The sequence below is a fragment of the Trichococcus collinsii genome, assembly GCF_900107505.1.
GTDB lineage: Bacteria > Bacillota > Bacilli > Lactobacillales > Aerococcaceae > Trichococcus > Trichococcus collinsii.
In genome coordinates this window covers 285,306-310,239 of record NZ_FNQH01000003.1, presented here as the reverse complement: position 1 = coordinate 310,239, position 24,934 = coordinate 285,306, and the positions used below count along the sequence as shown (strand labels likewise).

Genomic DNA, 24,934 nt, shown 5'->3' with positions numbered 1-24,934 from the left:
TTAGACGAATGGCGTGAAAGTCGCTTCCTCAAAAACAGCTTTTCCGCTACATTCAAAAGAAATGCCCGTCGCTTCCTCGGTCGGATAAACGTTTGCAGTCATGACCGCTTCACCGTTTCGCTCAAATACTTCAACCGACGAATGGTCCAAGTAAATCGCGAGTTCAAGATAATCCCGATCTCCGGCCAATGTGACTTTCCGGCTGACAGGAGGTGTTGCTTCTTCACCTTTCAGTTCGATGCCGCTTGTGGATCGGTCGATTCCCAATTCATTCTTTTCTTTATTGAAGGAGACCACTGTTCTTTCATTCTCATTCTCACGGAGATAAATATTCAAGTTGTCCAATTCGGACGTGTCCACTTTCAGCGTCAGCAGTCCGCAATCCCCTTCGATGCCTGGAATTGTTTCTTTGGCATCTTCCAGCGTGATGATCCGGCTGTTTTCTCCCTGCTGAACAAGTTTGGCCTCGATGCCGATCGGATATTGCTTCAACTGGCCATCTACCCATTTCAATTCTCTCGGGATCGTCATGGAGCCTGTCCATCCGTGGCCTAGCGTATCAGTCGGGAAATCTCTTCCCCACATCTGCATCCAGCCGATGCAGATCCTTCTGCCTTTATCATCTTCCAGGCTTTGGGGAGCATAGTAATCCAAACCGTGATCCAACTCTTGATAGCTTGCCGGTTGGAACTGCTTCGTCGTCCAATCCACCTCGCCGACAGCCAGTACCGATGAATTCAAATTCTGATAATCATCCCCATCTTGTGGCCATTGCATCGGCGAAAAGATCAGGCAATCCTTCCCATCCAATTGGAAGAAGTCCGGGCATTCCCACATGATCCCTTGCTCCTTGGTCCCCTTCAGGAAGACTGAGGCAAACTCCCATTCCACCAAGTCTTCAGATTGGTAAAGCAAAATCTGCCCTGTCTCATCGGAAGCCTTGGAGGCGATCACCGTGTAGTACATACCTTCGTGTTCAAATACTTTCGGATCCCGGAAATCGATCTGGGAAGCATCTTCCGGCAAAGCCGCGATCGGGATGACCGGATTTTGCTGCACTTTATCAAAGTGCAGCCCATCCTCCGACACCGCCAGGCACTGCACCTGGTGATGCACGCCTTCTTCATCGGCTTCAGTTACGCCTGTATAAAGCAGATATAGTTTTCCGTCCCGTTCGATGGCGCTTCCTGAGAAACAACCGAACCGGTCATACGCCTGATCCGGCGCCAAGGCGACAGGCAAGTCTTCCCAATGGATCAAGTCCGTCGACTTCATGTGTCCCCAATGCATCGGGCCCCATTTCGCATCATACGGGTGAAATTGGTAAAACAGGTGGTACGCACCTTGGTACTGGACGAAACCGTTTGGATCGTTCATCCAGCCCACTGGCGGTGATGCATGATAGCGATTCCGGTAAAGAGGATTCACTATTCCTTTATTTTCTGCTATATATCGGTTGGCCCGCTCTGTTGAATAGGCCACTTGACTTTGAATGCTCACGCTATCACTCATTTCTTGGATTTGATTTATTTTCTTTCTTGTTATTTGTTGTTTGACAAGTATGTATCATAAGCATCTTGTTTGATTTGCATCCATTCTTCCAATCCTAAACGGTTCAATTCCTCTACGTAGGCATCCCATTCTTCGGCGATTTTCCCGTTTGCGATCCATTCAGCACGTTTTCTGTTGACGAACGGCATCAAATCCGCTTCAATCTGAGCGATCCGGTCTGCCTGTTCCAATGACAAGAATACGCGTGGATAATTGAATTGATTATGAACATCAGCCAAGTATGTGTCTTTGAAGATGTCCAAACGCCATTGCGCATCATCCGGCATCGTCGTCACAGTTCCGTAGTATTCATCCAAGATTGCCAAAGGTCCGCCAGCTTCTGTTTTTTGGCGCAATTCGCCCGGTGCAGTGCCTTCCAGCGGCAGGTGTTTCAATGAATTGGTTGCTTCAACGTATTCAAAGATATTTTGCTGCGTCTCATCTCCGTAAGTGCCCCAGTTGTTCTGCACAGATTGGATTGGCACGTACATTTGATCTGCCCATTTGGCAGTCAATTCCAGATTTTTGTTGGCGCTTGTGATGACGAAACGGTCACGGCTGAATCCGAAGCCGTTCGTACGCGTAACATGTTTTTCTCCGCTCGGACCAGCCAGTGCAGGAAGCGGCTCGTAGGAATCGTTCGCTCCCGAAACGTTGGCTTTATCCCATGAGAAATACACGCCGAACAGTTGCTCTTTCCCTTTCGCTACGTAGGCATTCCAATCCTGTTCAAAAGCTTCCACATCAATCAGGTTTTTGTTGTACAGTTCGTTGAAATAATTGACGCCATTTTTGAATTCTTCGTTGTCGGCAGTAAAGTCGATTGTGCCGTCATCATTGACGACCAAGTGATCATCGTTGTCGCCGATGCCAAATGCGCCGAAGAGGAACTTCATGTCTTCATTTCCGCCATCGTTGATGAAGGACATCGGGATTTCATCCGCTTTGCCATTGCCGTTCGGGTCTTGGGTTTTGAATGCTTCCAATACAACCATCAATTCTTCCGTTGTTTGCGGCATCTCCAAGCCCAATGCTTCCAACCAATCCACATTGATCCACGGAATATCATTTACGGTATGGATGGACTCTTTATCCTGGCCCAATTCTTCGATCCATGGCAGCGAGTAGATATGGCCGTCCGGCGCTGTGATCATGGCCAGGTATTCCGGGTTTTCGTCCAATACCTTTTTGAAGTTCGGCATATGTTCATTGATCAGGTCTTCCAAGGGAATGATGATGCCGTCTTCCGCCCAGGAAAGCAGATCGTAGTCGCTGGCGCCGGCATTCCACATGGCATCAGGCAAGTCGCCGCTGGAAATGTCCAGATTCCGTTTTTCAATGTAATCCGAAGAATAGTTTTTCCATTCGACTTGCACGCCCGATTGCTCCTGCAAACGCTGGAAGATCAACTTCTCATTCGGATCAGCCGGTGCCAACGGAGAACTGGAAGTGGACATCTTCAAGGTAACTTCTTCCTCCAAAGGGAACGAGACATTGGTCAATTCGTAATCGGGGGAAGAGGCCCCGCCGGAAGAACCGCATGCTGCTAAAGTCAGGACTGTTGCTGTGGATAATAGTGCTGTGCCAAGGTATTTTACTCTCATTTTGTATTTCTCCTTTATAGTGTATTTATTTTGTGTTGCGTATTGCCTAACCTTTGAGTGAACCTGCCATCATCCCTTTATCGAAGTACTTCTGGAAGAATGGATACATGATCAGAAGCGGTAAGCTGGAGATGACGATTGTTGAGTATTTGATCAGTTCGGCTAACTGGGCCATTTCCGCCATTTGAGTCGCCGATCCGATCATATCTTGTTGTGGTTGATTTTGAATCAGTATTTTTCGCAGCACAATTTGGAGTGGCTGCAGGTCCGCATCATTCAGATAAATCATGGCATCGAAGTAAGAATTCCACTGACCCACGAAAGCGTAGAGGAACAGCACGAAAATGATTGGTTTCGCCAATGGCAGCATGATCTTAAAGAATATCTGCAGTTCATTCGCGCCATCAATGATGGCTGCCTCCTCCAACTCGGCGGGCAATTGTTGAAAGTACGTCCGGGCCAAGATAATGTTCCAAACATTGATTGAGCCTGGAAGGACAATTGCCCAGACGGTGTTCAACATGCCCAGGTTTTTCACTAATAAATAAGTAGGAACCAACCCGCCACCTACGAACATCGTGATTATAAAAAAGATTGTTAGCGGTCGTTTGCCTACCAGTTTTTTTCTTGATAAAGGATAGGCAGTCAAGATCGATACCCCCACGGTCAATGCACTGTAAGTGAACGAATAGAAAATCGAATTCACAAAACCTCTTATGATTGCCGGGTCCTTCAGCACCCGATTATAGCCATCCAAACTCCAATTCGCAGGATTCAGACTCAGGCCTTGCGAGCGGAGGATGAAGGGATCCATGAAGGAAGCAATCAATACATACAGCAACGGCGATAGAGTGATCAATACCAGAAGCCCTATCAGAATGCGGTTCAGCAGCAGGACGCTGCGGTCAAATTTTGTCAACGTTATCATTTTGTTCTCCTCTCTCTATAAAGCCGCGTCATCATTGTTTACTTTGTTCGCTATCATGTTTACGGCCAACAGCAAGATGACATTGATGACTGTATTGAATAACCCGACTGCCGTTGAATATCCGTAATCCCCCATTTGCAGACCGACTTTATAGACGTAGGTCGAAATGATTTCCGAAACAGGCAGGTTCATCGATGTTTGCATCAGGAAAGCTTTCTCATAACCAACGTTCATGATCCCACCGACAGAAAGGATGAACTGGATGACCATGATCGGGCGCAGCGCCGGAAGATCGATGTACCAGATGCGGTACAAGATATTGGCGCCGTCCATGTGGGCCGCATCGATCAGATCTTGGCTGACGTTTGCCAGTGTGGCTGTGTAGAGAACCGATGCCCAGCCCATACCTTGCCAAATACCGGATAGGATGTACAAAGTCCGGAAATAATTTGGATCCGTCATGAACGTGATCCGCGAACCGGTGATGGTTTCAATAAATCCGTTGATTGGGCCATCTGCGGCCAGGAACATGAACAGCATCCCCACAACGATCACCAAGGAAATGAAGTTCGGTGCATACAGAATCAGTTGGAATCGCTTCTTCCATTTTGTGCTGATCAGATGGTTCAAGGATAATGCCAGGAGGATTGGTGGAAAGAATCCCAAAATCAGTCCGTAAATGCTTATTTTGAGCGTATTCTCCAGCAGCATGGAGAAATTCGGCGAGTCGATGAACTGTACGAAGTTTTCCACTCCCACCCATTCGCTTCCCATGATCCCCCGCAGCGGGTTGTAATCCTTGAAGGCCAAGAGAATGCCGTACATCGGGAAATACTTGAATACCAGCGTGAGTATCAGTCCCGGAAACAGCATATAGTAGAGCATCCGGTGCTGTTTGATGAATTCCCATTTGGACTGTGTGATTCTTTTCGGTTTGCTTGTCTGGCTTTTTTTCATGACTTTTATGACTCCTCCTTTTGAAAATTGAAACGTTTCCACTTTAGTTCAAAAAAATGTGGAAAGGTTCTTGTTCAAGAATTGAAACGTTTCCACTTTAGTTCAAAAAAATAAAATTCTGAAGAATCGGCATGCTACTTTTGAAATCGGTGCGGTTGATGGATCATCAGACTGCCCGCGATTTCAAAAATAGGGAAACGTTTATTTGGTAATTGAAACGTTTCCACTTTGCTTCAAAAAAATATGTTTTTGATTTAAACATATAATAATTCAGTAACCGTTTTCTGTCAATACCAAAAACATATTATTTTAAAATTTCATTTTTCGTTGTCGGCCCTTCTACATAATGGACAGGCAAAGTGATCTTCGTTTTGACGGGTTCGCCATCGATCACCTGGATGATTTTTTCGACTGCGGCTTTGGCCATCAAATCCACAGGCTGACGGATTGTCGATACGATCTGTTTGCGCCCTGCTTCCATCTTGATGCCATCGCATCCGATGATCTGCACTTCCTCCGGCACTTTACGTTTCATTTCCTCCAAAACTTCCAGTATATCTAAAGCAATAAAATCTGTGTGGGCAAATACGCCATCCACATCCGGATTTTCTTCGAAAAAGGATCGTATGTCTTTTTTTAATTCCATAACGGGGTCTTGCCCATCATAGATGGCATAAGGCATTCCCATCAGTTCAGCCTGCGCTACAAAGCCAGTCCTTCTCTTTGTCGTCTCAGTAGGAAATCGTGAGTGCGTTCCGATATACCCAAGTTTTTGACAGCCCTTTTCAACCAACTTTTCTACAGCTAGCTGGCCTGCATGAAAGTTGTCAGATGTGACACAAACTGTTTCTTCCTTGAAGTGACGGTCAATAGTGACGAAAGGCAAATGCGATGAGACAAAACTATCCAAGTCCGAATAGGTGATGCCGATGATACCATCCACTTTGTTTTCTTGAACCATTTGAATATATTCCAACTCCTTGTCATTGCTAACATCAGAGTTGCACAACAGCATCTTGTATTTATGTTCGGATAAATTCCGCTCCACATAGTAGGCAAATTCGGCAAAAAACGGATGCCAGATTGTCGGAATAATCAATGCGATCGTGTGGGTCTTGTTCATCTTCAGGCCGCGCGCATAGGCATTCGGAATATAATTCAACTCTTTCATCGCCGCCTCCACTTTTCTGCGCGTCGATTCTTTTACAGGCCCAGAATTGTTCAGCACACGCGATACGGTACCGACACCCACCTTTGCTAAAGCAGCTACGTCTTTCATTGTTCCCAAATGGATTACCTCCTTTCCTGTATACACTTACAATCTAATTATCATGATAGCAGAGTCCACAAAATAAGTATAGCTGTTATTTGGGAGCATTCCTTTCTAAAGGATCGTGCAATGCTTTATTCCTTTCAATTATTTCAGCGAATCTTTCGGGAGAATGGCTTAACTATATTCGATTGCTGCCGACTATTGTATAGGTATTTTTAATTTCGGGTTAATCAGCTATTACATCAATATTGCACAAATAGTTTATTGGTATTTATGTGCATGCATCAAAACCCTAAGGAGGCTAATTATGAGGAAACGAACGCTTTTTAAAAGAAGCTTGTTGATAATTTTTATCGTCAGTACATTATCCATCAGGCTTGCTCCGCCTGAAAGCGCATCTGTTTTGGATGATCTGGCAGCTGTAGCAGAAGCCCCAAAAGAAGTTTTATTGGATGTCCCTTTATTGAATCAAATGGATTATCCAGTTCTATATAACGGTTGCGAGGTAACCTCGCTTACAATGATACTGCAGTACAACAACGTGGATGTATCGAAAAATGATGTCGCTGCTTGGCTCCCTTCTGTTCCGATCATTTATGAAAACGGCTTGCGCGGCAACCCAAACGATGCTTTCGTAGGAGACATTACCGGTTATAATTCTGGCTTCAGTGTATACCATAGGCCGATAGCTGTCTTAGCTGCTAATTTCGTGTCATCGGACCGCATAAAGGATATCACCGGCAGCCCATTTGAGGCTGTGATTGCTGCCTTGAATCAGGGATACCCAGTCTGGACAATCACCAGTACAAGCTATGCCCCAGTAGCTGATATGGAAGTGTGGCAAACGCCTACCGGTGAGGTTAGCATCAGTTATAGTGAACACAGTGTCGTAGTAGTTGGCTATGATGATAATTATTTTTACGTAAATGATCCTTATGGCCAAAAAAACCAAGCTGTGGAAAAAAGTGCATTCATTGCCTCTTGGGAGCAATTCGGCAGTCAAGCCATCTATATCCAATAAGTGAATGAACCATTCATGAATAAAAACTCTCCAGTAAGCTTGAGCGGCTTACTGGAGAGTTTTCTGTTTTTTGGATTAAAATTTAAATTCTTTGACCAACAGATTCAGCAGGTCTGCGAGGCCCGCGATTCTTTCGGAGTTCATAGAAACTTCTTCCATGGAACTGCTGATTTCCTGGCTGGCAGCCGAGGTCTCTTCGACTCCAGCAGCGGATTCTTCCGAGATTGAAGCAATCTCTTCGATGGATGTACTCATGTTATTTGTATTCTCAGCCAGCAGCGCCAAATTATTGGTTACCCCAGATATATTCGTCACCATACTGTCCAATTGCATTTTCATCTCACTGAATGTATGACTCGTCTTATCAATCTGGGCAGCGCCCGACTTCACTTCGGTATAGCCCGATTGTAAGGATGAACTTACATTTTTGGATTCTTTTTGGATAGTGTCCACAAAACCTGTTATGTCCATGACGGAAGTGGCGACTTGTTCAGACAGCTTTCTGACTTCATCGGCAACGACAGCAAAGCCTCGGCCATGTTCTCCAGCTCGTGCAGCCTCTATGGCAGCATTCAATGCCAGTAAATTCGTTTGATCCGCTACATTTTGGATTAGTCCGACCAATTTGTTGATTTCTTGGGTCTGATTTTCCAAAATATTCATCTTATCGACAGCCTCTTGCATGATGTCCTGAATTATGTTCATCTGCAGACTTGATTTTTGCATCAGTTCTTCGCCTTGATTTGTATTTGCAAGGATTTCTTTAGAACCTTCTGCAATTTGAATGGTGTTCTGATTAACAGCTTGGAACTCATCATTGAAGACGTCGATGACAGTCGCCAAGTTGCTGGCGCTGCTTGCTTGGGTTTCAGAACCTGTCGCCAACTCCTGCATTGTGATAGCCACTTGTTCAGTGCCTAACTTCACTTCTTTTGAAGCTTGATGGAGGTCCCTACTGTTCTCCTCAAGTGTATGTGATGCTTCTGAAATGCTTACAATAATGGCTTTCAACTGTTGCTGCATTTGATTGATCGCATCACCGAGTTTGCCTAATTCGTCAAAATGTTTGATGTCGATAGGTTCTCCATTCAGTTTTCCAGTTGTCAGTTCGGTTGTTTTGTCCATCAATAGTTTGATACGCTTCATCAAATCGGAAGAGATCAATAATGCGATAGCGATACTCAGCAATAGTGCAATTATGGATATGATGAAGGTCACTCTCATTGCTTGATTTCCATGGGCAATGACGTCATCGCCTTCTTCCTGAATGGAAACGATCCTCGCGTTAAGCGATCGTTCCATAGCACTTATATTCTCATTTCCTAGTTGCTCTGATTTTTCAAACAACGTATTTATCGCTTGTTGCTGATTACCTGCTTGGTAGACATTTATGACTTCTTCCCGCGTGATCCGGGTCCATTCATCGATTCCTGCGAACAAATCTACAATCACCTGTTTGTTGCCGTTTGCCTCCAGAATCTCCGCCTGGATTGCTTCGCTTTGTTGTGTATACAAATCAAATAATTCCACATAAGTTGTATCCCCGGACAATAAATAGCTGCGAACGACTGACATCCGGCTTGCCACTAAATAGTTGATTTCGGCGCCTTGTTCCAGAATTGGAACACCTACATTAACAATTTGATCAGTTTCCGCACTAATATCATTTGATGTTTTGTAACTATTGTATCCCAACAAAAAAATGGCGATTAGGATTATCGAAAATCCGACTAGTAAGTTTGTACGGATACTTTTAAATTGCAATAATTGGATCTTAAATTTTCTTTTTGTTTTAGACTTTACGCTTGTTGCTTCTGTATTCGATGCTTGCACTTATTTCACTTCCCTTTACTGTTTCTTTCCCATTCCAATCCGTAAAGAATGAATTAGGCTCTTAACATTTATTCGGTATTGTTTGTGAATACTTAATAGCGGACTCGTTGGAAACTATATATTTAAATTGCCGCATCATTACGAAGCAACGAAAAAAAATAGCCGGAACGATAACGTCCCGGCCTTTCTCTTATTTGTTGGCAGCCGCTCCACCTTTTTGACCTGGTGCATTGCCATTGCCGTTCACGTTGGCCTGTGCTTGATTATCGGTTGCTTGACTTTGGGCTTCATTGGCTTCAGCAGTTGCTTCGGATTGTTTTCCCGCTACTTTGGCATTGGCCTCTGCTTGTTTTTCAGAGGCTTGCCCTTGTTGTTCTGCCGCTTTCACCTCTGCTTCCCCCTGTTTTACGGCTGCTTGTATTTGCACTTCATACGCTTTGACATCGACTTCAGCAGATTGCTCTGCCGCCTTTTCCTCCACTACGGCTTGATTTTCGGTAGCTTTAACTCGATTTTCTTCCGATTTGACAGCTACTTCGGCTTGTCTCTCTGCTGATTTCATTTCGGCTTCAGCTTGTTTTTCGGTTGCTTTGACTTGGGATTCACTTGCCTTTACGGTTGCTTCAGTTTGTATTTCAGTCGCATTTTCCGATTTCTTCATCACTTTTTCAGCCATTTTTATCAAGGCTTCATCTGAGTACCCCACAGATTCATGGAGGTCGACGTTTTTCGAGTGGATGATTTCAGACAAGGCTTCAACATTCATTGCAACTAATTCTTTTTCTGACAATCCTTCACTTTCTCTCAATATTTTTTGGATAAAGGCTGCTTTATTCACGGAGATCCCGTACTTTTTCGCAAAGGCTTTAACATTCGTATCACTGGCGCCCTTACTATCCACAGCCTGAGTGAAGACGATAGGTGCTATATCATTTTCGGCTAAGGTATCAGTAATTTCGGTCGTGATGAGGGACTCTAGCTCTTGCTGTTTGCTTTCGTTTTCGTTAGCGACCGTTATAAGAACCGCATTTTTCATTTCATCGATGTAGCCGTTTTGAACCATGGACCCGATGATGGCATTCATTGCCACTTCCACTTCCACATCATTCAAATCCATATCGCCGATGATGATTTCCGCGTCTTCATTTAGCGCCGTCACTTCAATGACCTCATCTGCTTTGTTGACCGTGATTTCGATGCTAGGATTCACATCTATTGAAATCGTGGTATCTACTTGGTCAGCGAGCGCCACGAACCGGCCTGTTGCAGCGAGAATCCCTATCGCACTGAGAGCCAGTGCTGTTTTAATGATTTTGGGCGACATACTTAAATTCTCCATTATTTTCATATTCTTCTCTCCCTTCCTTCTTAGATAGTTCAAACAATAAAATATTCTTTCCTTTTAAAATCATATTGGAGCGTATTCTGTTGCTTCTTTTCTTGATCTTTTATCAGATGGCCCTCCTTCATTTCGAGAGTCCGGAAACGAAAATTTTCGATGATTCCTTGGTCATGCGTAGCCATCAGGATAGTTGTGCCGCTTTTGTTGATTCTGTAGAATAAACGAAAAATTTCCAAAGAAGTCCGCGGATCCAGATTTCCTGTAGGTTCATCCGCAAGAATAATTTTCGGAGAATGTACAATAGCACGCGCAATCGCAACCCGCTGCTTTTCACCGCCGGACAGTTGGTCTGGGTAACTGTTTGCCTTATCCGCCAAGCCGACTGTTTCAAGCGCGTGATAGACCTTATCCGAAATGGCCTCCGAATCTTCTCCCATGACTTCAAGCGCGAAAGCGATATTCTCAAAAACTGTTTTACCAGTCAACAATTTACAATCCTGAAACACAATGCCAATTTCGCGTCGCAGATGGTGTATGACGTGATTATTCATTCTGCCGACATCGTGTCCACAAACTGTCACTGTTCCTTTTGTGGGTTTGATGTCCCGGTAAAGTAATTTAATGAAACTGGACTTACCTGATCCGCTGGCGCCTAATACATACACAAACTCTCCTGCTTCGATGGTAACCGATACATCCTTTAGGCTTGTAATGCCTCTAGGATATTCTTTTGTTACGCCTGTCACTTCGATTATTGCCATCTTCTCTCTCTTCCTCCATCTTTTGCTCCCACAGGAGATACCTTCACTCTATTGTATTATCTCTTGAATCCGTTTATGACACCCATAATCTCATCTGAAGTTTGCGCTACTTTCAGATTCATTGAATACGCGCGTTGGGTCACGATCATATCGGTGAAGGCAGCTGCCAAATCCACATTGGAGGTTTCCAAAAAATGTTGCTGGATGCCTCCCATTTGATAACCTTCTGCCGAGGAGTACATACGCGTTCCCTCCGCCACTATATATTGGTTTTCTCCGGCTGGCACAAGGGCATCAGCAGACGCCGGATAAAACAACGGAATCCTTCCTGCCAATGTCGCAGCGCCTTTGCTTCCTACCCAAATTTCGCCATTGTCCGAAATCGATACGTTCGCGTCGGAAAGATCAAGCGTCGGCAACAGATTTTGCTCGATTGCGAGAGTATTCCCTGCTGAATTTTTAACCACGCCATTTGGTCCCACTTGGAATGCGCCATCCCGTGTATAAAAAACATTTCCATTTTCATCATTGACTCTGAAGAAGCCATCTCCTGAAATTGCCAAATGGAAATCCCCAGCACTTTCGACCAGCCCCCCCTGAGAAAAATCCATCCCGGAAACAGTGCTCGATACCCCAGCAGAAATCGTTAATTCCCCAAAATCTTCAGAAAATAGTAAATTTTGATTTTCGGTTTGATTATTGATTAGCAGTTCCTGGAAATTCACATTTTTTTCTTTATAGGAATTAGTATTTACATTCGCAATATTGTTCGCAATATTATCCATCCCTGTCTGGAATGCTTTCATCGCTGTTTTTGAAATACTCATGGGTAGACTCATCGTTGTCTGTCTCCTTCTTCCTACACTTTTCCGATTTCATTGACTGCTTTGCTTAACGTCTCATCTGAAGCATGCAATATTTTTTGATTCGCTTCAAACTCTCTTGTCAGTTGCATCATTTCGACCATATGATCTGTCATGTCAACATTGGAAGTTTCCAAATATTTTTGAAGGACAAGCGTGTCATCGTCCGTTGTCATCCCTACCTGATAAGAAAATAACGTCTCCCCAATCGATTGAAGGTTTTCTGCTTCCACATTATCCGTCAACAAAAAACGGACGCCGGTAGCGTTGACATTTCCTGTCTGGTCGACAGTAAATGGCACACTGCCTGCTGGAATAGTAGCTATTTGTCCAGCTTGGTTTCTGCCGAGCACCAAGTAGCCTTCCTGAGTAGTCAGATTACCCGTTGCATCAACCGAAAAGTTGCCATTTCGTGTAACAGCTTGTCCGCCGTTGGGCATCTGAACTGTAAAAAAACCATCCCCCATCAGCGCAAAATCATTGGTTGAATTCGTGCCCTTGAGACCACCTTGGCTCAGATTACGGTAAGCTGTATCTATCTGATTTCCAAAATTCAGTCCATCGATCGGATTCTGCTGATTCAGCATCGGACCGTTTAAGTTATTCCCAAATTGAAAAGTTTCAGTTGTACTTTGGACAAGCTCTTGATATTTGTACCCGCTAGTATTCACGTTGGCGATATTTGTGCTCAGATTTTCTTGCTTTTTCTGCAATAAGTTGAACTGATGGCCAACTGTATCCAAACTTCTAATCAAGTTCTTCCCTCCTCATTTCTTCTTTCAATTTCAATATCATTTTCCCATGGATCTGAGAAACTCTGGGGACGGAAACTTCCAGTATAAACGCAATTTCCTTAAGCGGTAATTTTTCCACATAATACAGTTGTAGAATCAATTGTTCGCGTTCCTTCAAGCGACCGATTGCGTCTTTCAGTGCTTCCATCTGCTCGTTCTTCAGCAACTCTTCCTCAACGGAAATGGCATGCGTATCGACGAGCATATCTCCCAATTCTACTCCATTTCCTTCATCATTGAAGATCATTTTTTCCAATGACTGAGTAGCCAGATATGACGCCGTATCATATACCTGGCCTAATTGTTTGGCAGTGATCTGAAGTTCTTGGCATATTTCCTCTTCAGTGGGGATTCTTTTTAAACTGTGTTGGAGCGACTCTACTGCAAGCCTGTAACCCTTCAACTTATTCATCCCCGTGCGAGAAACCGGACCATTACGTCGAATCTCATCTATTATGGCCCCTTTGATCCGAATAAATGCATAATTTTCAAAAGGGACTTTCTTTTCTTCATCGTATTTATCGATAGCATCCATGAGCCCGATGACACCGATATTCACCAAATCGCTCTTCTCGTAATCAGGATTACTCAATCCAATGTGTCGGACCACTTTTTCGACTAGAGGCACGTACTTCAATATGATGGCTTCTCTGTCCTCTATATTTTGCATATCCTGCTCCCATCTTCAAGTGATTGAAAATTCATTTTGTATACCGACCCTCGAGTGAAATTAAATAGCAATATCCTCAACCATACCGACTGATTCGATTGCGATTTCGTTCGGTACTTCATTCAAAGATAATACTGCTATTTCCGGAAAATTAAATGTCAACAGATTTTTTAAAGAGGGTCTTATTTTTGGAGACACCAGCAGGACATGCGGTCTTCCCTCAGCTTCAAGATGGTTATGGATTTTCTTTATGCTGTCGAATAATTTTGTGACATTATTTCCTTGAATCAGTGGAATCGATCCCGATGAAGATTTTTGGATATTTTTACCGAGCATTTCCTCAGTGTTTGGATGGATCGTAACGACATTCAGCACTGCATTTTCATCCAAATAATTTTTCACAATGGTTTGCTTCAGTGCTTGACGGACGTATTCCGTCAGTAGTTCAATGTCTTTTACCGTGGTGCCATAGTCAGCCAACGTCTCCAATACAGTCACCATGTCGGTGATTGGTATATTTTCCTTCAGCAAGTTCTGAAGCACTTTTTGCACTTCGCCCAATCTAAGGATATCCGGTATCAACTCATCGATGACAACGTTATGCGTTTCTTTCAGCGTTTCCAATAGTTGCTTCACTTCTTGCCTGCCGAGCAGTTCCTGACTATGCTGGAAAATGGTTTCTTTAAGGTGTGTAACGAACACAGTAAGTGGGTCTACCACCGTATACCCTTGCAAATCTGCCATTTCCCGATCATTCCCGATTATCCACATGGCATCCAATCCAAAGGAAGGCTCTTTTGTTGCAATCCCATTGAACGCAAACTCCGTATCTCCTGGGGACAATATCAGGAAGCGATCCATATATAACTCGCCTTGTGCGTAGACGTTCCCTTTTATTTTGATTACGTATTGATTCATGCCAAGCTGCAGATTATCTTTGATACGAATCGGCTTCAAAAGGATGCCGATTTCCGTAGCACACTGTTTTCGGATGCTATGTATTTGGTTCATCAGATTATCGTCTTTTGTTTCATCAGCTATTGCGATCAGACCGTAGCCGATTTCAATGGATATGGGATCCACTTGATGGGCAGTGACCGTTTCTTCATTTGATTGGTTTTGAAGCATGCGCTCTCCTGCCAGAATGCGTTGTTCTTCGGTTATTTTTTCAAATTGTGCTTTCGACTCATTTTGCTGGATAAGATAGCTCGAACCGCCCAATAGTATCGCCATCATTGAAAAGGTGAATGTTGGAAACCCTGGCAAAAGTGCGAAAACGAGTAAAATAGCGGAAACCAGATAGAGTACCTTTGAACTGGACATCAATTCCGGTATCAAAGATGTTCCGAATGTTTTCGCGTTTCCGGACCTTGTGACCAAAATACCTGAACCGATTGAAATCAATAAGGAAGGGATCTGACTCACCAGACCATCTCCGATTGTCAATCTTCCGAACTTATTCAACGCTTCCATAATGGGCATGCCTTGTTGCAGAGAATAAATAAGCGTTCCACCTATCAAGTTGATGAAGGTAATAATGATTCCGGCGGTAGCATCGCCCTTAACAAACTTACTTGCTCCATCCATTGCCCCAAAAAATTGTGTTTCCCGTTCTAAGTCGTTGCGTCGCTGCTTCGCTTGCTGTTCATTGATCAAGCCGGAATTCAAATCTGAGTCGATCGACATTTGCTTTCCGGGCATCGCATCCAATGTGAAACGTGCGGATACTTCCGATACCCGACCCGCACCATTCGTCACGACGATCATTTGGATAATGAAAATGATGATAAAAATGACGGCACCGACTATGATATTATTTCCGGCAACCAAATTCGCGAATGTATCGATAACCTTACCGGCATCGCCCTCAGTCAGAACCAACCGCGTTGAAGAGATATTCAACCCCAACCTGAACATGGTCGTCAGTAAAAGGAGTGTCGGAAAAGTTGAAAATTCCAGGACATTTTTAGTGAATAACGTCAACAACAGGATCGTCATGGACAAGGCTAGATTCACAATCAACAGTAAATCAAGAAGTGGTGCAGGTAATGGAATAATGATCATTGCCAAAATGAGGACTACAAACGTTGCAATCCCTACATCCATAAACGCTGAAGCATTCCGATTTTTTTTGGTTAGTTGTGCAGCCATTACATCACTCTTTCTCTCACTTATATTTTCCTCTTGTTGCTTTCATCGATCTGATAGATCAATGCAATCATCTCAGCTATGGATTCATAAAAGTCCAATGGTATCGGCTGGCCGATCTCAACTGATCGGTACATGGCACGTGCCACTGGTTTGTTTTCCATAATCGGAACATTATTTTTTGAAGCTGCTTCCCTGATTTTTTCTGCCACATAGTCTGCACCCTTGGCTACGACTACGGGCACTTGGTCGCGTTTTTTATCATAACGCACGGCAATTGCCAAGTGCGTTGGGTTTGTGATGATGACTGTCGCAGACTCCACATCCTTCAGCATTTGTTTACTGAACTGTTTATATTTTTGACGTCGTAACGATTTTATATAAGGATCGCCTTCTGATTCTTTGTATTCATCTTTTATTTCTTGTTTGGTCATATTCAAATTCTTTTTATAGTCATATTTTTGGTAGATGAAATCCACCATCCCTAAAAGAAACAACAAAATGGCAAGATTCGTACTGATATCTTTGACAAGTTCCAGAATCAAAAAATAGAGTTTTTCGGTTCCAACTGCAGCTGAGTTGATGATGTAGTAACCCGATTTTTCGAACGATATGTAACAGACGTAACCAATCAGGATCATCTTAAGAATATTTTTGATCAAAGTGAATAGCGCCTTTTTACTGAACATATTCTTTAGGCCACTCACTGGGTTCAGTCTGCTCATTTTAAATTTTAGGGCTTCTGTAGAGAACAATAATCCTGTTTGGATTATATTTGCAATCAAAGCCCCTATAAAAGCAATGCCTAAGAAAGGTCCCGCTAGGATGAAGATGGATAAAATAGCCTTCATCCCAATATCATTGAGATTATTTTCAAGACCACCCACATCATAATTAACCGCCAATTCTCGTTTCAGATAAACATACCCAAATTGAAGGGCGTGCGTGGATAGCGCGATCGCAAACATCATGAACATGATATAAGTAAAGGCGGAATTGAATTCTTGGCTCTTGGCTATCTCTCCACGTTTTCGGGCATCCTTCAGCTTTTTGGGGGTGGGTTTTTCAGTCTTTCCATCTTTCTCACTCACATGATCACCTCTTCATCAGCTTAGTGACTGGATAAATTCAGTCATGTATTTCACCATTAATGGTAGCATCTCGGTCATACTGTCCATTAAATTAGGCAACAGAACCAACATAAGTGACATACTTACCAGAATCTTTAAAGGCATACTAAGCATCAACACATTTATCTGAGGCACAGTACGAGAGAGCACTCCCAAAACGACTTCCGTCAACAAGGCCACAATAACGATAGGGGCCGAGAGATTCAACGCTATCTCAAACATCATCGAGAACAGCGTGACAATCCCTTTCACTCCAAAATCCCCTACGGAGAACGCTTCGATGGGGAAAACTATGAATCCTGATACTAAAGCCCTCAGAACATGATGGTGCATATCCGTAAAAAAGAATATGGACAGCGCCATCCAATAATATATTTTCCCGAAATAAGAAGCCTGAAACCCTAAAGCAGGATCGAAGACGGCCGACATCGAAAAACCGACCTGGAAATCGGCAAAATTTCCGGCTATCTCAACCGCATAAAAGAAGAGGTTTGTGATATAGCCTAGCGCCAAGCCGACCAGCGATTCCTTCAGCGCGAAAAGTGCCAATTGCATAAAGCCTAGTTCGGACTCCATGGCGGGTATCAGGGCGTAAACCGGTAAACTCAAGCCCAAAGAAATAGCAATCTTCACAACAGTTGGTACACCTTTGAATGAGAATCCCTTACTTATAAAAACGAAAGAACCTATCCGCATAAAGATCAATATGAGTTTCTGTAATGTAATCAGCATCCTTTACCCATCACAATCCAGCAATCAACTCGAATATTTTTTCTGTATAAGCGATCAATGCGTTCAGCATAAAATTGCCGAACACAATCAAAGCTCCGATTACGGCCAATATTTTTGGAACAAAACTCAATGTTTGTTCCTGCAACTGTGTTGCTGCTTGAATAATACTGATGATCAAGCCTACCACCAATGCGATGGCCAGCGTTGGTCCGGCAACTATCAGAATGGTCATGAAGCCTTCTCTCAAAACATCTAAAACTTTTTCTATCGACATTCATGCACCCCTATTGAAAACCTAATACCAGCGACTCAACGACCAAATACCATCCATCCACCAAGACGAACAGAAGTAACTTAAACGGCAATGAAATCATTACCGGCGACAACATGAACATCCCCATGGACATCAAAATACTTGCCACCACGATGTCTATCACCAGAAAGGGAATGAAAATCAAAAAACCGATCGTAAAGGCCGTCCGCAATTCGCTGATCGCAAAGGCCGGAATGAGACTGAGCAAACTTACATCTCCCGTATTGGTTGGCATGTCATCCCCCTGCAGATCCAGAAAGAGGGTAAGATCCTTCTCCCTCGTCTGCTTCAGCATAAAGTCCCGGATCGGGTCCTCTGCTATATAAAAGAACTCTTCGATGCCGATCTGATCCTCCATCAATGGAACCGCCGCCTCATGGTAAACTTCCGTATAGGCTGGTCTCATGATAAAAAATGTCAAGAAGGCCGCCAAGCCTATCAAGACAGTGTTGGGAGGATTTTGCTGTGTGCCTAACGAACTTCTCAAAAAAGAAAAGACAATGATGATCCGCGTAAAACACGTAGTCAAAATCAAAAATGCCGGTATGACACTCAGAAGACCTATCAACACATACATTTTTACAGCATCCGATGTCCCGCCCAGAGCATTTTGAACCGTGTCTACGATTTCCGCCGCATGAACTTTTTGAGGAAATGTCAGAAATAACAATCCAACGCCGCTTGTGACAATCCCTTTTTTCACCATCCTATTTCCTCATCCCTCTTCGTGAAATTCTGCCACTCTCATCGACTTCATCCAAAACCACTGGACTGGCCGGGCGGAATTTTTTATGCTGCGCGATGTCCAAAATAGTTTTTTCTGCCTTGATGTCTTCAATGCTCAATTCCTTCAATATCTCATTCTTTGTATCTGTACAGCTCATCAAATAATAGGATTCCGAGACTTTAACGATACAAAGCGACGATGTGCGGTTCAATGGAACACGTTCTATCATGGTGATGTATTTGCCGTTCTTGTTGACGAATCGTTCCAATAATTTCAACAGATAATTTATCGCAAAAATCACAAAAATCAACACGATAAAACTTTTTCCGATGTATAATAGTTCATTTTCCATTTCCTTGACGCACACCTTCCACTTCGCTATTGCATGACGATATTTGTAATGTATAACTCACTCGCGACTTCCGAGCCCAAACTTTGATTGATTTTTGAAATGATTTCCTGCTTGATGACTAGAACACCCTCCGATTCATCAAAAATGTTGGCTGTAGATTTATTTCTTAGCACACTGATGATTGCATCGCGCACAATTGCCGCCTTTTCGGTCAGGATTGTTTCGTTTTCTACATCGATTGTTTCTATGGACATTTCAATTTTCAAAAAATCATCCAGATTGCCGTCATTGGATTTTAAGTTGACCACAAATTCCTCTTGGGGAACAAGGATGCTTTCCACTTCTTTTTGGTTGAAGCTAGTGATCCACTCTTTTCCTAACCCAGTAGTTATCAAAGAACCGATCGTTCCGCCACCGATCATCAAAATCACTAAAATTACAGCTATCAGAATAAGCCGCGGAATGCTCTGCTTCTTAGGCAACTGTGCTTCTTTTTCCATTATTCTGCTCCCTCCGGTTCATAAACCAATACAATATTGACTCTTCGATTTTCAGCACGATGTTCAGCTGTGTCATTTGGAACAAGCGGATTGTATTCTCCATAGCCGACAGCGGATAAACGTGTGGGGTTGATATTTTGTTGTTCAGTTAATTGTCTGAGTACGGAAATGGCTCTGCCGGCCGATAATTCCCAATTACTCTCAAATTTTTGATCGTAGTGGGGAACATTATCTGTATGTCCTTCGACCACAACCTTGTTTTCGAAATTGCTGATCAGTTCCGCTACTTTTTGTAAAGCTGATGTACCACTTTCGGTTATGACCGCGCTGCCCGGATGAAACAAAATGGCTTCCTTCACAGTCATGTAGACACCCTCTGCATCCATACTCATGCTTATTTCTTCACTCAATCCATTCTTTTCGACAAAGTCTTTAACTTCTTGAAACATTTTGATCACTTCAGGATCTACTGCAATCATAATTTGACCATCTGAGGCAACCAATTCATCCTGTTGAGTCGCCTCTTTTGCCGCTTGTATAACTGCTGACTCTTTTTCTGATAAGGAGGAATCTGCAGTAGCGTTCCCATCACTTACAGGAAGCCCTTGTACGTCAGGTAAAATACTATTTTGACCGGAGCCTATAAAGGAATTTTGTAAAGAATCTGAGGCTTGGGTGAACTTGTCATCGCTGACACTGGACATCGAGTAGAGTAAGATGAAGAACGTCAGTAAAAGGGTCATCAAATCCGAAAAAGTGGTCATCCATTCCGGAGCCCCTCCTGATGCAGAACTTCGTTTCCGCCTTTTACTCATATTTTAATTTACCTCGCTTTGAACAGCAGAAACGTTCGGATTCATATTTTTCTTCTTAGTTTTTACAGGTTTGTTATCCAAGTATCCATTCAACTTCTGTTCGATTGTTCTTGGATTTTGTCCCGCTTGAATGGACAGGACTCCTTCAACGATCATGTCGCAAACTTCCAACTCGGCTTCGGTCTGCATTTTAAGATTGGTCGCTATCGGAATGAACAATAGATTAGCAAAAAAGCTCCCATAAAAAGTCGTTATCAAGGCTACCGCCATTCCGCTCCCGATTGTGCTGGGATCATTCAACTGACTCAACATATTTATTAACCCGATCAACGTTCCGATCATACCAAACGCAGGAGCCAATTCCCCCCATTTCAAGAAAATTGCTTGTCCGACTCCATGCCTTGATTCCAGATTTTCAATTTTTATTTCCAGAATACTTTTTATATCGGTAGGATCCATTCCATCAACTGCCATTTGAATCCCATCCTGCAAGATCGGATTGGCTATTTGACTGATTTCTTGTTCTAAAGTCAAAATCCCTTTGCTACGGGATAACCGAGAAAGTTCTGCAAATTTTTGAATCAGCTCATTTTTATCCTCACTAGGAGCGCTGATCACTTTCTTGATTATTATCGGAATTTTTTTAATATCAGAAAAGGGAAAGCTAATCAGTAAGGCACAATATGAACCCACCAACGTTATTATGATGGAGGGCACATCGATAAACCCACCGATACTTCCTCCCTGATTAATTGACCAAATGATTAAAGCTACACCTGCGATAAGCGCAACAAGCGGAATCGGATTTTTTTTCATTTTCCAACCTCCGGTAAAGCATGATAGATTTTTCTTTTATAGTCCACAATTCTTTCTACGATTTGGTTTGCCTGTTCGCTCACGCGGATATGCTGACCATCGGACAAAGTTATTATCGTATCGTATGCTTCATCGATACGGTAAATCAAATCACAATTCAAAAAAATGGCTCTCCTGAAACACTGGTTAAAGCTATCATGGGCTCTCCTCATTTCTTTTTGAAGTTTAGCGTTTCAATGCCAATAACTCTTCCAACATCGAGTCAGAAGTCGTTATGCTTCTTGAGTTTGCTTGATAGGCTCTGTTGGCGATGATCATTTCAGTGAATTCATTCGCAAGATCGACATTTGACATTTCCAAAAAGCCTGACCGGATTACACCATAACCATCATCTGCCGGAAAACCTAGTTCTGGAGCTCCAGAGTTGGCTGATTCAACATATAGATTGCCGCCGGATTTTTCCAATCCAGCCGCATTAGCGAACTTAGCCAGAGCGACTTGTCCGATCACATAGGATTCTCCATTCCCATAATTCCCGGTGATGACACCTTTACTGTCAACTGAATGACTCTTCAAACCAAAAACGTTTGTTGCTCCATCCGGGATACTGTCTGATGCTGTAATAGATCCGTCAGCATTGACTTGGATATAGGCAGGTACACTCAATTTTTCCAACGTTTCAGCCCCATCCGGCTCAGTATTGTTGACACCCATCACACTGTAACCAGCACTCGTCACCAAATTATTCTCGGCGTCGAGGTAGAAACCGCCATCTCGGGTGTAGTAATTATTGACACCGCCATCTCCACTCACAACAAAGAAAGAGCTGTCGCCATTCTCTATCCCAAAATCCAGTTCCCTTCCTGTCGCTTGTAAAGATCCACCATTCATGATCGTGTCAATAGCGCTTGTCTGGACACCTAGTCCAACTTGCTTCGCATTTACGCCTTCTTGGGCACTCGCCATTGATTGGCTGATCATATCTTCAAAACGTACCCTTCCGCTCTTGAATCCAGTTGTATTTACGTTAGCTATATTATTTGAGATTACATCCATCTTTGTTTGTAAGTTTTTCATGCCTGTAACGCCAGAGTATAATGATTTTAACATTTGATTTCCTCCTAGTAGTTAACATCTGGACCCTATCAATCATTCAAGGATCGCACGGCTTCCTTTTCGGTCCGGCCGTTTTCTAGTCTTTGATGAATTTGGTGCTGTCGATGTTCATCACTGTATCCAACTCATTTTTATTCAATGCAGTAATGATCGTGCGGTTGTCGATGCTTGCGATCAAGGCCATATCTTTATAAAACAATAAAGAATTTTTTGAACCTTTGTCATCCAGTTCATCCATCGCTTGGCTCAGGTTACTCATATCTTCACCCGCCAAAGAGAATCCTCTTTGATCCAGACGTTTTTGAGCATGGTTGGAAATCTTCAACTCTTTGTCATCTTTACTTTGGATCAGTGCCTTTTGTATGATCGTTTGGAACTCTCTTGAAACCTGCTGTTTCCTATTGTTCTGTCGGAGTGGCTCAACCCTCTTGATATCGGCATTTGCTCTTATGTCCATTCGGTTACTCTCCAATCGACTGTACGTCATTCAAATAGTAGTCCTTTCCGCCGATCATCAGCGTTGCAAATCCATTTGAAAATTTCACCTTATCCACTACTCCTGTGACGATGCTTGCTTCCCCAGTCACAGTGACCGTTTTTCCGATCATTGCTAATGCCTGCTGTTGTTGGGTCATCAGCATGGTAGTGTTCAATGATTCAGTCAAATCCTTCAGTTGTTCCATCGTACTGAATTGGATCATTTGGGTCATGTAATCTGTGGAACCGCCACTGCTCCCGCCTTCTTCTGACATGGCAGGCATTTTTATGGCTGCAGCCATGATCTGTAAAAAATCGTCCATGGAAAGATCAGAATTGCTTTGGCTTTTATTGCTCACCAGCTGTTCCGTCGATCCGATCGTAAAATTTGATGTGATATCCACTTTCTGTTCACCTCCTCATTATGCCAATAAGCTCAGCCCTCTTGAAGACTGTTTCGTCGTTGGTTTTTGTTTTGTTTCTGTTTTTTCTTTGGATGCTCTTTTTCTGGATTCTTGCCTTTCCATTTTTCGATGGCCTGGATCAGCTCCTTCGGAAAATGAAAAAGCCAAATTCGGATCAGTAACAACCGTAAGTGTCAACGGACTTTCAGAAACGCTATGTTTGAACGGCTCCATCAATAGTGGCAATTGCTCCTCCAATAGCCCCTTCGTTTCGGCATCCTGGACATGCAGGACGGCAGTGATGCTGTCTTTCGTTTTGATCAGCTGCACACGGATATCCCCGATATTATCGGGAGTAAGAAGTATTTTCACGACTGTAGTACCCAATAAAGGCGTTTTTTCTATCTGCATTTCAATTGTCTTTTGGATGTCTTCGATATGAGATGCAGTCACTTTTGACGGCTTGAGCCCAAACACAGTCTCTGTGGGCAGCTCACGGATAACTGGTCCTTGATTTACCACTGCTTTGTTTTCTTTTAAATTCGGTGTTTTTTCCGCTGCTTCCGGTTGGTCTCTATTATCTTCTCCATCAGCAATCCGGTGCGGAACTGTTGCAGAATTTTCCGGAAAGTTCGTTAAGGATTCATCAGGCGGGCTGCTTTCCTGGATAGGAAAGGCGCGATCCGTTTGTTTCATTTTATATTCCCGGGAAAGTGTAGCAGTATCTTTCAACAGATCATCTGCCGGTACTTGAGCATCAGAAATCAAGTTGTTCTCCGATCCCTGTTCGTAGAGGTTTTCAGGTTCTGCCAAATTAAAATCTACTTGTTGGCTCCGCATCTCAACCGCGGTCGGATAGAACTCTTTTTCTCCGTGTTCTCTTATCCCAATGCTTTCTGGAGTGGAGACATGCTCAGGTCGCACAGGTGTCGCGATTTCGGGCGCAGAGTAAGCAAGCTTAGCTGTTATCACTTGCTCTTTCTCTTCCACGCTGACAAGCCACGCTCCCGTCTGATCTGCTTTTTCATCTGTCGGAACATTCCTGACCGAGATCGCAGCTTTCCCATCCTGAAGTATTCTGTAAGGATAGAGATTCAAATAGCCCTGTTCTATTGCCTCCTGATCAGCGTTCTCTTCCGAATGCTCCGTTTCCGCGGAGACGGGTGGCTCTTCTTGTATGATGGTCGCTGGTTCCTTGCTTTTAATCCGGCCTGATAAAACATTGTCAAAAATTAAGCCGTCTGCTTTTGAGGCAGATGACTGAGTCGGATTGAGAACTTGCTCTGAAATTCCGGATGATGCACCAGTAATCAATTTTTCACCTCCTTTCGATACCCACCCTATACTATATCGACTTAAAAGTAGCTTTTTTTATACTGTAGGGTAGCGATTTCGTCAAGCTCCTTTTGTTCTTCACTTTTTACTTGCGCAAGCACCTGCACACTTTCGCGTTCTTTTAATTTTTCCATTATTTTCCGGTCTTTGTGTGCTTGCAACAACGCTTCTTGAAGCCGCTCCATGTCACTTTGCGCTTGATCGATAGCATTTTTTTGAATGACTATTTTTTCGTCGATCAGGCCTTTGAGGTGATGGTTATATCTTAAAGTGTGTATCTCGGTCAACTTCATTTGTTCGTGTTTCAATTTCGTATTTTCATTGACCAGATGCCTGAGTTGCTGCTGCTGCTGTTGCATCTGATTTTGGGCATGGAGCACGGATTTCCTGGCGTTCTCTTCTTCTGTGATTCGCCACTCCAGAATTTTTTCCATTGAGAACTTATGTTTTTTCACCTGATATCACCTTGATT

At 43.4% G+C, this 24,934-nt stretch carries 27 protein-coding genes; 1 reads left to right on the top strand and 26 read right to left on the bottom strand.

The features are described 5' to 3' along the window. From BLV66_RS09015 to BLV66_RS08995, 5 genes are all read right to left on the bottom strand, one after another. On the bottom strand, positions 1 to 1,500 hold the full coding sequence (locus BLV66_RS09015; RefSeq protein ID WP_245826663.1) for a glycoside hydrolase family 32 protein: 1,500 nt from the start codon (positions 1,498 to 1,500) through the stop codon (positions 1 to 3). A gap of 41 nt (positions 1,501 to 1,541) precedes the next feature. Next, positions 1,542 to 3,155: an ABC transporter substrate-binding protein gene (locus BLV66_RS09010; RefSeq protein ID WP_086985775.1), complete on the bottom strand. Its 1,614-nt coding sequence runs from the start codon at positions 3,153 to 3,155 to the stop codon at positions 1,542 to 1,544. A gap of 46 nt (positions 3,156 to 3,201) precedes the next feature. Further along, positions 3,202 to 4,083 (bottom strand): carbohydrate ABC transporter permease, encoded by an 882-nt coding sequence (locus BLV66_RS09005; RefSeq protein ID WP_086985774.1) that lies wholly within the window; start codon positions 4,081 to 4,083, stop codon positions 3,202 to 3,204. 15 nt (positions 4,084 to 4,098) lie between these two features. Further along, the gene (locus tag BLV66_RS09000) at positions 4,099 to 5,040 is read right to left on the bottom strand and encodes an ABC transporter permease (protein WP_086985773.1); all 942 of its coding nucleotides are present in this window, start codon (positions 5,038 to 5,040) and stop codon (positions 4,099 to 4,101) included. A 304-nt stretch (positions 5,041 to 5,344) separates the two neighbouring features. After that, positions 5,345 to 6,319, bottom strand: coding sequence for a LacI family DNA-binding transcriptional regulator (locus BLV66_RS08995; protein WP_086986039.1), 975 nt, complete (start codon positions 6,317 to 6,319; stop codon positions 5,345 to 5,347). Between the two features lie 301 nt (positions 6,320 to 6,620). Here BLV66_RS08995 and BLV66_RS08990 point away from each other — a divergent pair, with 301 nt between their 5' ends. Beyond that, the gene (locus BLV66_RS08990) at positions 6,621 to 7,334 is read left to right on the top strand and encodes a C39 family peptidase (protein ID WP_086985772.1); all 714 of its coding nucleotides are present in this window, start codon (positions 6,621 to 6,623) and stop codon (positions 7,332 to 7,334) included. A gap of 75 nt (positions 7,335 to 7,409) precedes the next feature. On the opposite strand, the gene BLV66_RS08985 is transcribed toward BLV66_RS08990, so the two are convergent. The 21 genes from BLV66_RS08985 to fliJ form a co-directional block, all read right to left on the bottom strand. Then, complete coding sequence (locus BLV66_RS08985; RefSeq protein WP_086985771.1) at positions 7,410 to 9,167, bottom strand: methyl-accepting chemotaxis protein; 1,758 nt, start codon at positions 9,165 to 9,167, stop codon at positions 7,410 to 7,412. Positions 9,168 to 9,357: 190 nt separating this feature from the next. Then, positions 9,358 to 10,515, bottom strand: a complete 1,158-nt coding sequence (locus tag BLV66_RS08980; protein WP_143033120.1) for an anti-sigma-I factor RsgI family protein — start codon at positions 10,513 to 10,515, stop codon at positions 9,358 to 9,360. 29 nt (positions 10,516 to 10,544) lie between these two features. After that, positions 10,545 to 11,270 carry a cell division ATP-binding protein FtsE gene (ftsE, locus tag BLV66_RS08975; protein WP_086985769.1) on the bottom strand — a complete coding sequence of 242 codons (726 nt, stop codon included), beginning with the start codon at positions 11,268 to 11,270 and terminating at the stop codon, positions 10,545 to 10,547. A 56-nt stretch (positions 11,271 to 11,326) separates the two neighbouring features. Then, positions 11,327 to 12,109, bottom strand: coding sequence for a flagellar hook-basal body protein (locus tag BLV66_RS08970; RefSeq protein ID WP_086985768.1), 783 nt, complete (start codon positions 12,107 to 12,109; stop codon positions 11,327 to 11,329). 20 nt (positions 12,110 to 12,129) lie between these two features. Beyond that, complete coding sequence (locus BLV66_RS08965) at positions 12,130 to 12,888, bottom strand: flagellar hook-basal body protein (protein WP_086985767.1); 759 nt, start codon at positions 12,886 to 12,888, stop codon at positions 12,130 to 12,132. Then, on the bottom strand, positions 12,881 to 13,597 hold the full coding sequence (locus BLV66_RS08960; protein ID WP_086985766.1) for a sigma-70 family RNA polymerase sigma factor: 717 nt from the start codon (positions 13,595 to 13,597) through the stop codon (positions 12,881 to 12,883). The genes BLV66_RS08965 and BLV66_RS08960 overlap by 8 nt, the downstream gene beginning before the upstream one ends. Before the next feature lie 60 nt (positions 13,598 to 13,657). Then, the gene (flhA, locus tag BLV66_RS08955) at positions 13,658 to 15,748 is read right to left on the bottom strand and encodes a flagellar biosynthesis protein FlhA (RefSeq protein ID WP_086985765.1); all 2,091 of its coding nucleotides are present in this window, start codon (positions 15,746 to 15,748) and stop codon (positions 13,658 to 13,660) included. 20 nt (positions 15,749 to 15,768) lie between these two features. Continuing rightward, positions 15,769 to 16,836, bottom strand: a complete 1,068-nt coding sequence (gene flhB / locus BLV66_RS08950; RefSeq protein ID WP_086985764.1) for a flagellar biosynthesis protein FlhB — start codon at positions 16,834 to 16,836, stop codon at positions 15,769 to 15,771. A gap of 15 nt (positions 16,837 to 16,851) precedes the next feature. Further along, on the bottom strand, positions 16,852 to 17,607 hold the full coding sequence (gene fliR / locus BLV66_RS08945) for a flagellar biosynthetic protein FliR (protein ID WP_086985763.1): 756 nt from the start codon (positions 17,605 to 17,607) through the stop codon (positions 16,852 to 16,854). Positions 17,608 to 17,617: 10 nt separating this feature from the next. Then, positions 17,618 to 17,881, bottom strand: a complete 264-nt coding sequence (gene fliQ, locus BLV66_RS08940; protein ID WP_086985762.1) for a flagellar biosynthesis protein FliQ — start codon at positions 17,879 to 17,881, stop codon at positions 17,618 to 17,620. A 10-nt stretch (positions 17,882 to 17,891) separates the two neighbouring features. Next, positions 17,892 to 18,626: a flagellar type III secretion system pore protein FliP gene (gene fliP / locus BLV66_RS08935; RefSeq protein ID WP_086628581.1), complete on the bottom strand. Its 735-nt coding sequence runs from the start codon at positions 18,624 to 18,626 to the stop codon at positions 17,892 to 17,894. 1 nt (position 18,627) lies between these two features. Continuing rightward, the gene (locus tag BLV66_RS08930) at positions 18,628 to 18,999 is read right to left on the bottom strand and encodes a flagellar biosynthetic protein FliO (RefSeq protein ID WP_086985761.1); all 372 of its coding nucleotides are present in this window, start codon (positions 18,997 to 18,999) and stop codon (positions 18,628 to 18,630) included. 26 nt (positions 19,000 to 19,025) lie between these two features. After that, complete coding sequence (locus tag BLV66_RS08925; RefSeq protein WP_086985760.1) at positions 19,026 to 19,499, bottom strand: flagellar basal body-associated FliL family protein; 474 nt, start codon at positions 19,497 to 19,499, stop codon at positions 19,026 to 19,028. Then, positions 19,499 to 20,314, bottom strand: coding sequence for an OmpA family protein (locus BLV66_RS08920; RefSeq protein ID WP_086985759.1), 816 nt, complete (start codon positions 20,312 to 20,314; stop codon positions 19,499 to 19,501). The genes BLV66_RS08925 and BLV66_RS08920 overlap by 1 nt, the downstream gene beginning before the upstream one ends. Before the next feature lie 3 nt (positions 20,315 to 20,317). Beyond that, positions 20,318 to 21,130, bottom strand: a complete 813-nt coding sequence (locus tag BLV66_RS08915; protein ID WP_086985758.1) for a motility protein A — start codon at positions 21,128 to 21,130, stop codon at positions 20,318 to 20,320. After that, positions 21,127 to 21,291 (bottom strand): flagellar FlbD family protein, encoded by a 165-nt coding sequence (locus BLV66_RS08910; RefSeq protein ID WP_245826661.1) that lies wholly within the window; start codon positions 21,289 to 21,291, stop codon positions 21,127 to 21,129. The genes BLV66_RS08915 and BLV66_RS08910 overlap by 4 nt, the downstream gene beginning before the upstream one ends. Positions 21,292 to 21,355: 64 nt before the next feature. Then, complete coding sequence (locus BLV66_RS08905; RefSeq protein WP_086985757.1) at positions 21,356 to 22,240, bottom strand: flagellar hook-basal body complex protein; 885 nt, start codon at positions 22,238 to 22,240, stop codon at positions 21,356 to 21,358. 82 nt (positions 22,241 to 22,322) lie between these two features. Next, positions 22,323 to 22,703 (bottom strand): hypothetical protein, encoded by a 381-nt coding sequence (locus BLV66_RS08900; RefSeq protein WP_086985756.1) that lies wholly within the window; start codon positions 22,701 to 22,703, stop codon positions 22,323 to 22,325. 4 nt (positions 22,704 to 22,707) lie between these two features. Further along, positions 22,708 to 23,127 (bottom strand): flagellar hook capping FlgD N-terminal domain-containing protein, encoded by a 420-nt coding sequence (locus BLV66_RS08895; RefSeq protein WP_086985755.1) that lies wholly within the window; start codon positions 23,125 to 23,127, stop codon positions 22,708 to 22,710. 18 nt (positions 23,128 to 23,145) lie between these two features. After that, positions 23,146 to 24,441 (bottom strand): flagellar hook-length control protein FliK, encoded by a 1,296-nt coding sequence (locus BLV66_RS08890; RefSeq protein ID WP_086985754.1) that lies wholly within the window; start codon positions 24,439 to 24,441, stop codon positions 23,146 to 23,148. A 41-nt stretch (positions 24,442 to 24,482) separates the two neighbouring features. Then, the gene (gene fliJ / locus BLV66_RS08885; protein WP_086985753.1) at positions 24,483 to 24,917 is read right to left on the bottom strand and encodes a flagellar export protein FliJ; all 435 of its coding nucleotides are present in this window, start codon (positions 24,915 to 24,917) and stop codon (positions 24,483 to 24,485) included. Positions 24,918 to 24,934 lie beyond the last annotated feature (17 nt).

What these genes read in the sequence shown, in the direction of transcription:
- BLV66_RS09010 (WP_086985775.1), bottom strand. Translation starts at nt 3,155, where the DNA reads ATGAGAGTAAAATACCTTGGCACAGCACTATTATCCACAGCAACAGTC.
- BLV66_RS09005 (WP_086985774.1), bottom strand. Translation starts at nt 4,083, where the DNA reads ATGATAACGTTGACAAAATTTGACCGCAGCGTCCTGCTGCTGAACCGC.
- BLV66_RS09000 (WP_086985773.1), bottom strand. Translation starts at nt 5,040, where the DNA reads ATGAAAAAAAGCCAGACAAGCAAACCGAAAAGAATCACACAGTCCAAA.
- BLV66_RS08995 (WP_086986039.1), bottom strand. Translation starts at nt 6,319, where the DNA reads ATGAAAGACGTAGCTGCTTTAGCAAAGGTGGGTGTCGGTACCGTATCG.
- BLV66_RS08990 (WP_086985772.1), top strand. Translation starts at nt 6,621, where the DNA reads ATGAGGAAACGAACGCTTTTTAAAAGAAGCTTGTTGATAATTTTTATC.
- BLV66_RS08980 (WP_143033120.1), bottom strand. Translation starts at nt 10,515, where the DNA reads ATGAAAATAATGGAGAATTTAAGTATGTCGCCCAAAATCATTAAAACA.
- ftsE (WP_086985769.1), bottom strand. Translation starts at nt 11,270, where the DNA reads ATGGCAATAATCGAAGTGACAGGCGTAACAAAAGAATATCCTAGAGGC.
- BLV66_RS08970 (WP_086985768.1), bottom strand. Translation starts at nt 12,109, where the DNA reads ATGAGTCTACCCATGAGTATTTCAAAAACAGCGATGAAAGCATTCCAG.
- BLV66_RS08960 (WP_086985766.1), bottom strand. Translation starts at nt 13,597, where the DNA reads ATGCAAAATATAGAGGACAGAGAAGCCATCATATTGAAGTACGTGCCT.
- flhA (WP_086985765.1), bottom strand. Translation starts at nt 15,748, where the DNA reads ATGGCTGCACAACTAACCAAAAAAAATCGGAATGCTTCAGCGTTTATG.
- fliR (WP_086985763.1), bottom strand. Translation starts at nt 17,607, where the DNA reads ATGCTGATTACATTACAGAAACTCATATTGATCTTTATGCGGATAGGT.
- fliQ (WP_086985762.1), bottom strand. Translation starts at nt 17,881, where the DNA reads ATGTCGATAGAAAAAGTTTTAGATGTTTTGAGAGAAGGCTTCATGACC.
- fliP (WP_086628581.1), bottom strand. Translation starts at nt 18,626, where the DNA reads ATGGTGAAAAAAGGGATTGTCACAAGCGGCGTTGGATTGTTATTTCTG.
- BLV66_RS08930 (WP_086985761.1), bottom strand. Translation starts at nt 18,999, where the DNA reads ATGGAAAATGAACTATTATACATCGGAAAAAGTTTTATCGTGTTGATT.
- BLV66_RS08925 (WP_086985760.1), bottom strand. Translation starts at nt 19,499, where the DNA reads ATGGAAAAAGAAGCACAGTTGCCTAAGAAGCAGAGCATTCCGCGGCTT.
- BLV66_RS08920 (WP_086985759.1), bottom strand. Translation starts at nt 20,314, where the DNA reads ATGAGTAAAAGGCGGAAACGAAGTTCTGCATCAGGAGGGGCTCCGGAA.
- BLV66_RS08915 (WP_086985758.1), bottom strand. Translation starts at nt 21,130, where the DNA reads ATGAAAAAAAATCCGATTCCGCTTGTTGCGCTTATCGCAGGTGTAGCT.
- BLV66_RS08905 (WP_086985757.1), bottom strand. Translation starts at nt 22,240, where the DNA reads ATGTTAAAATCATTATACTCTGGCGTTACAGGCATGAAAAACTTACAA.
- BLV66_RS08900 (WP_086985756.1), bottom strand. Translation starts at nt 22,703, where the DNA reads ATGGACATAAGAGCAAATGCCGATATCAAGAGGGTTGAGCCACTCCGA.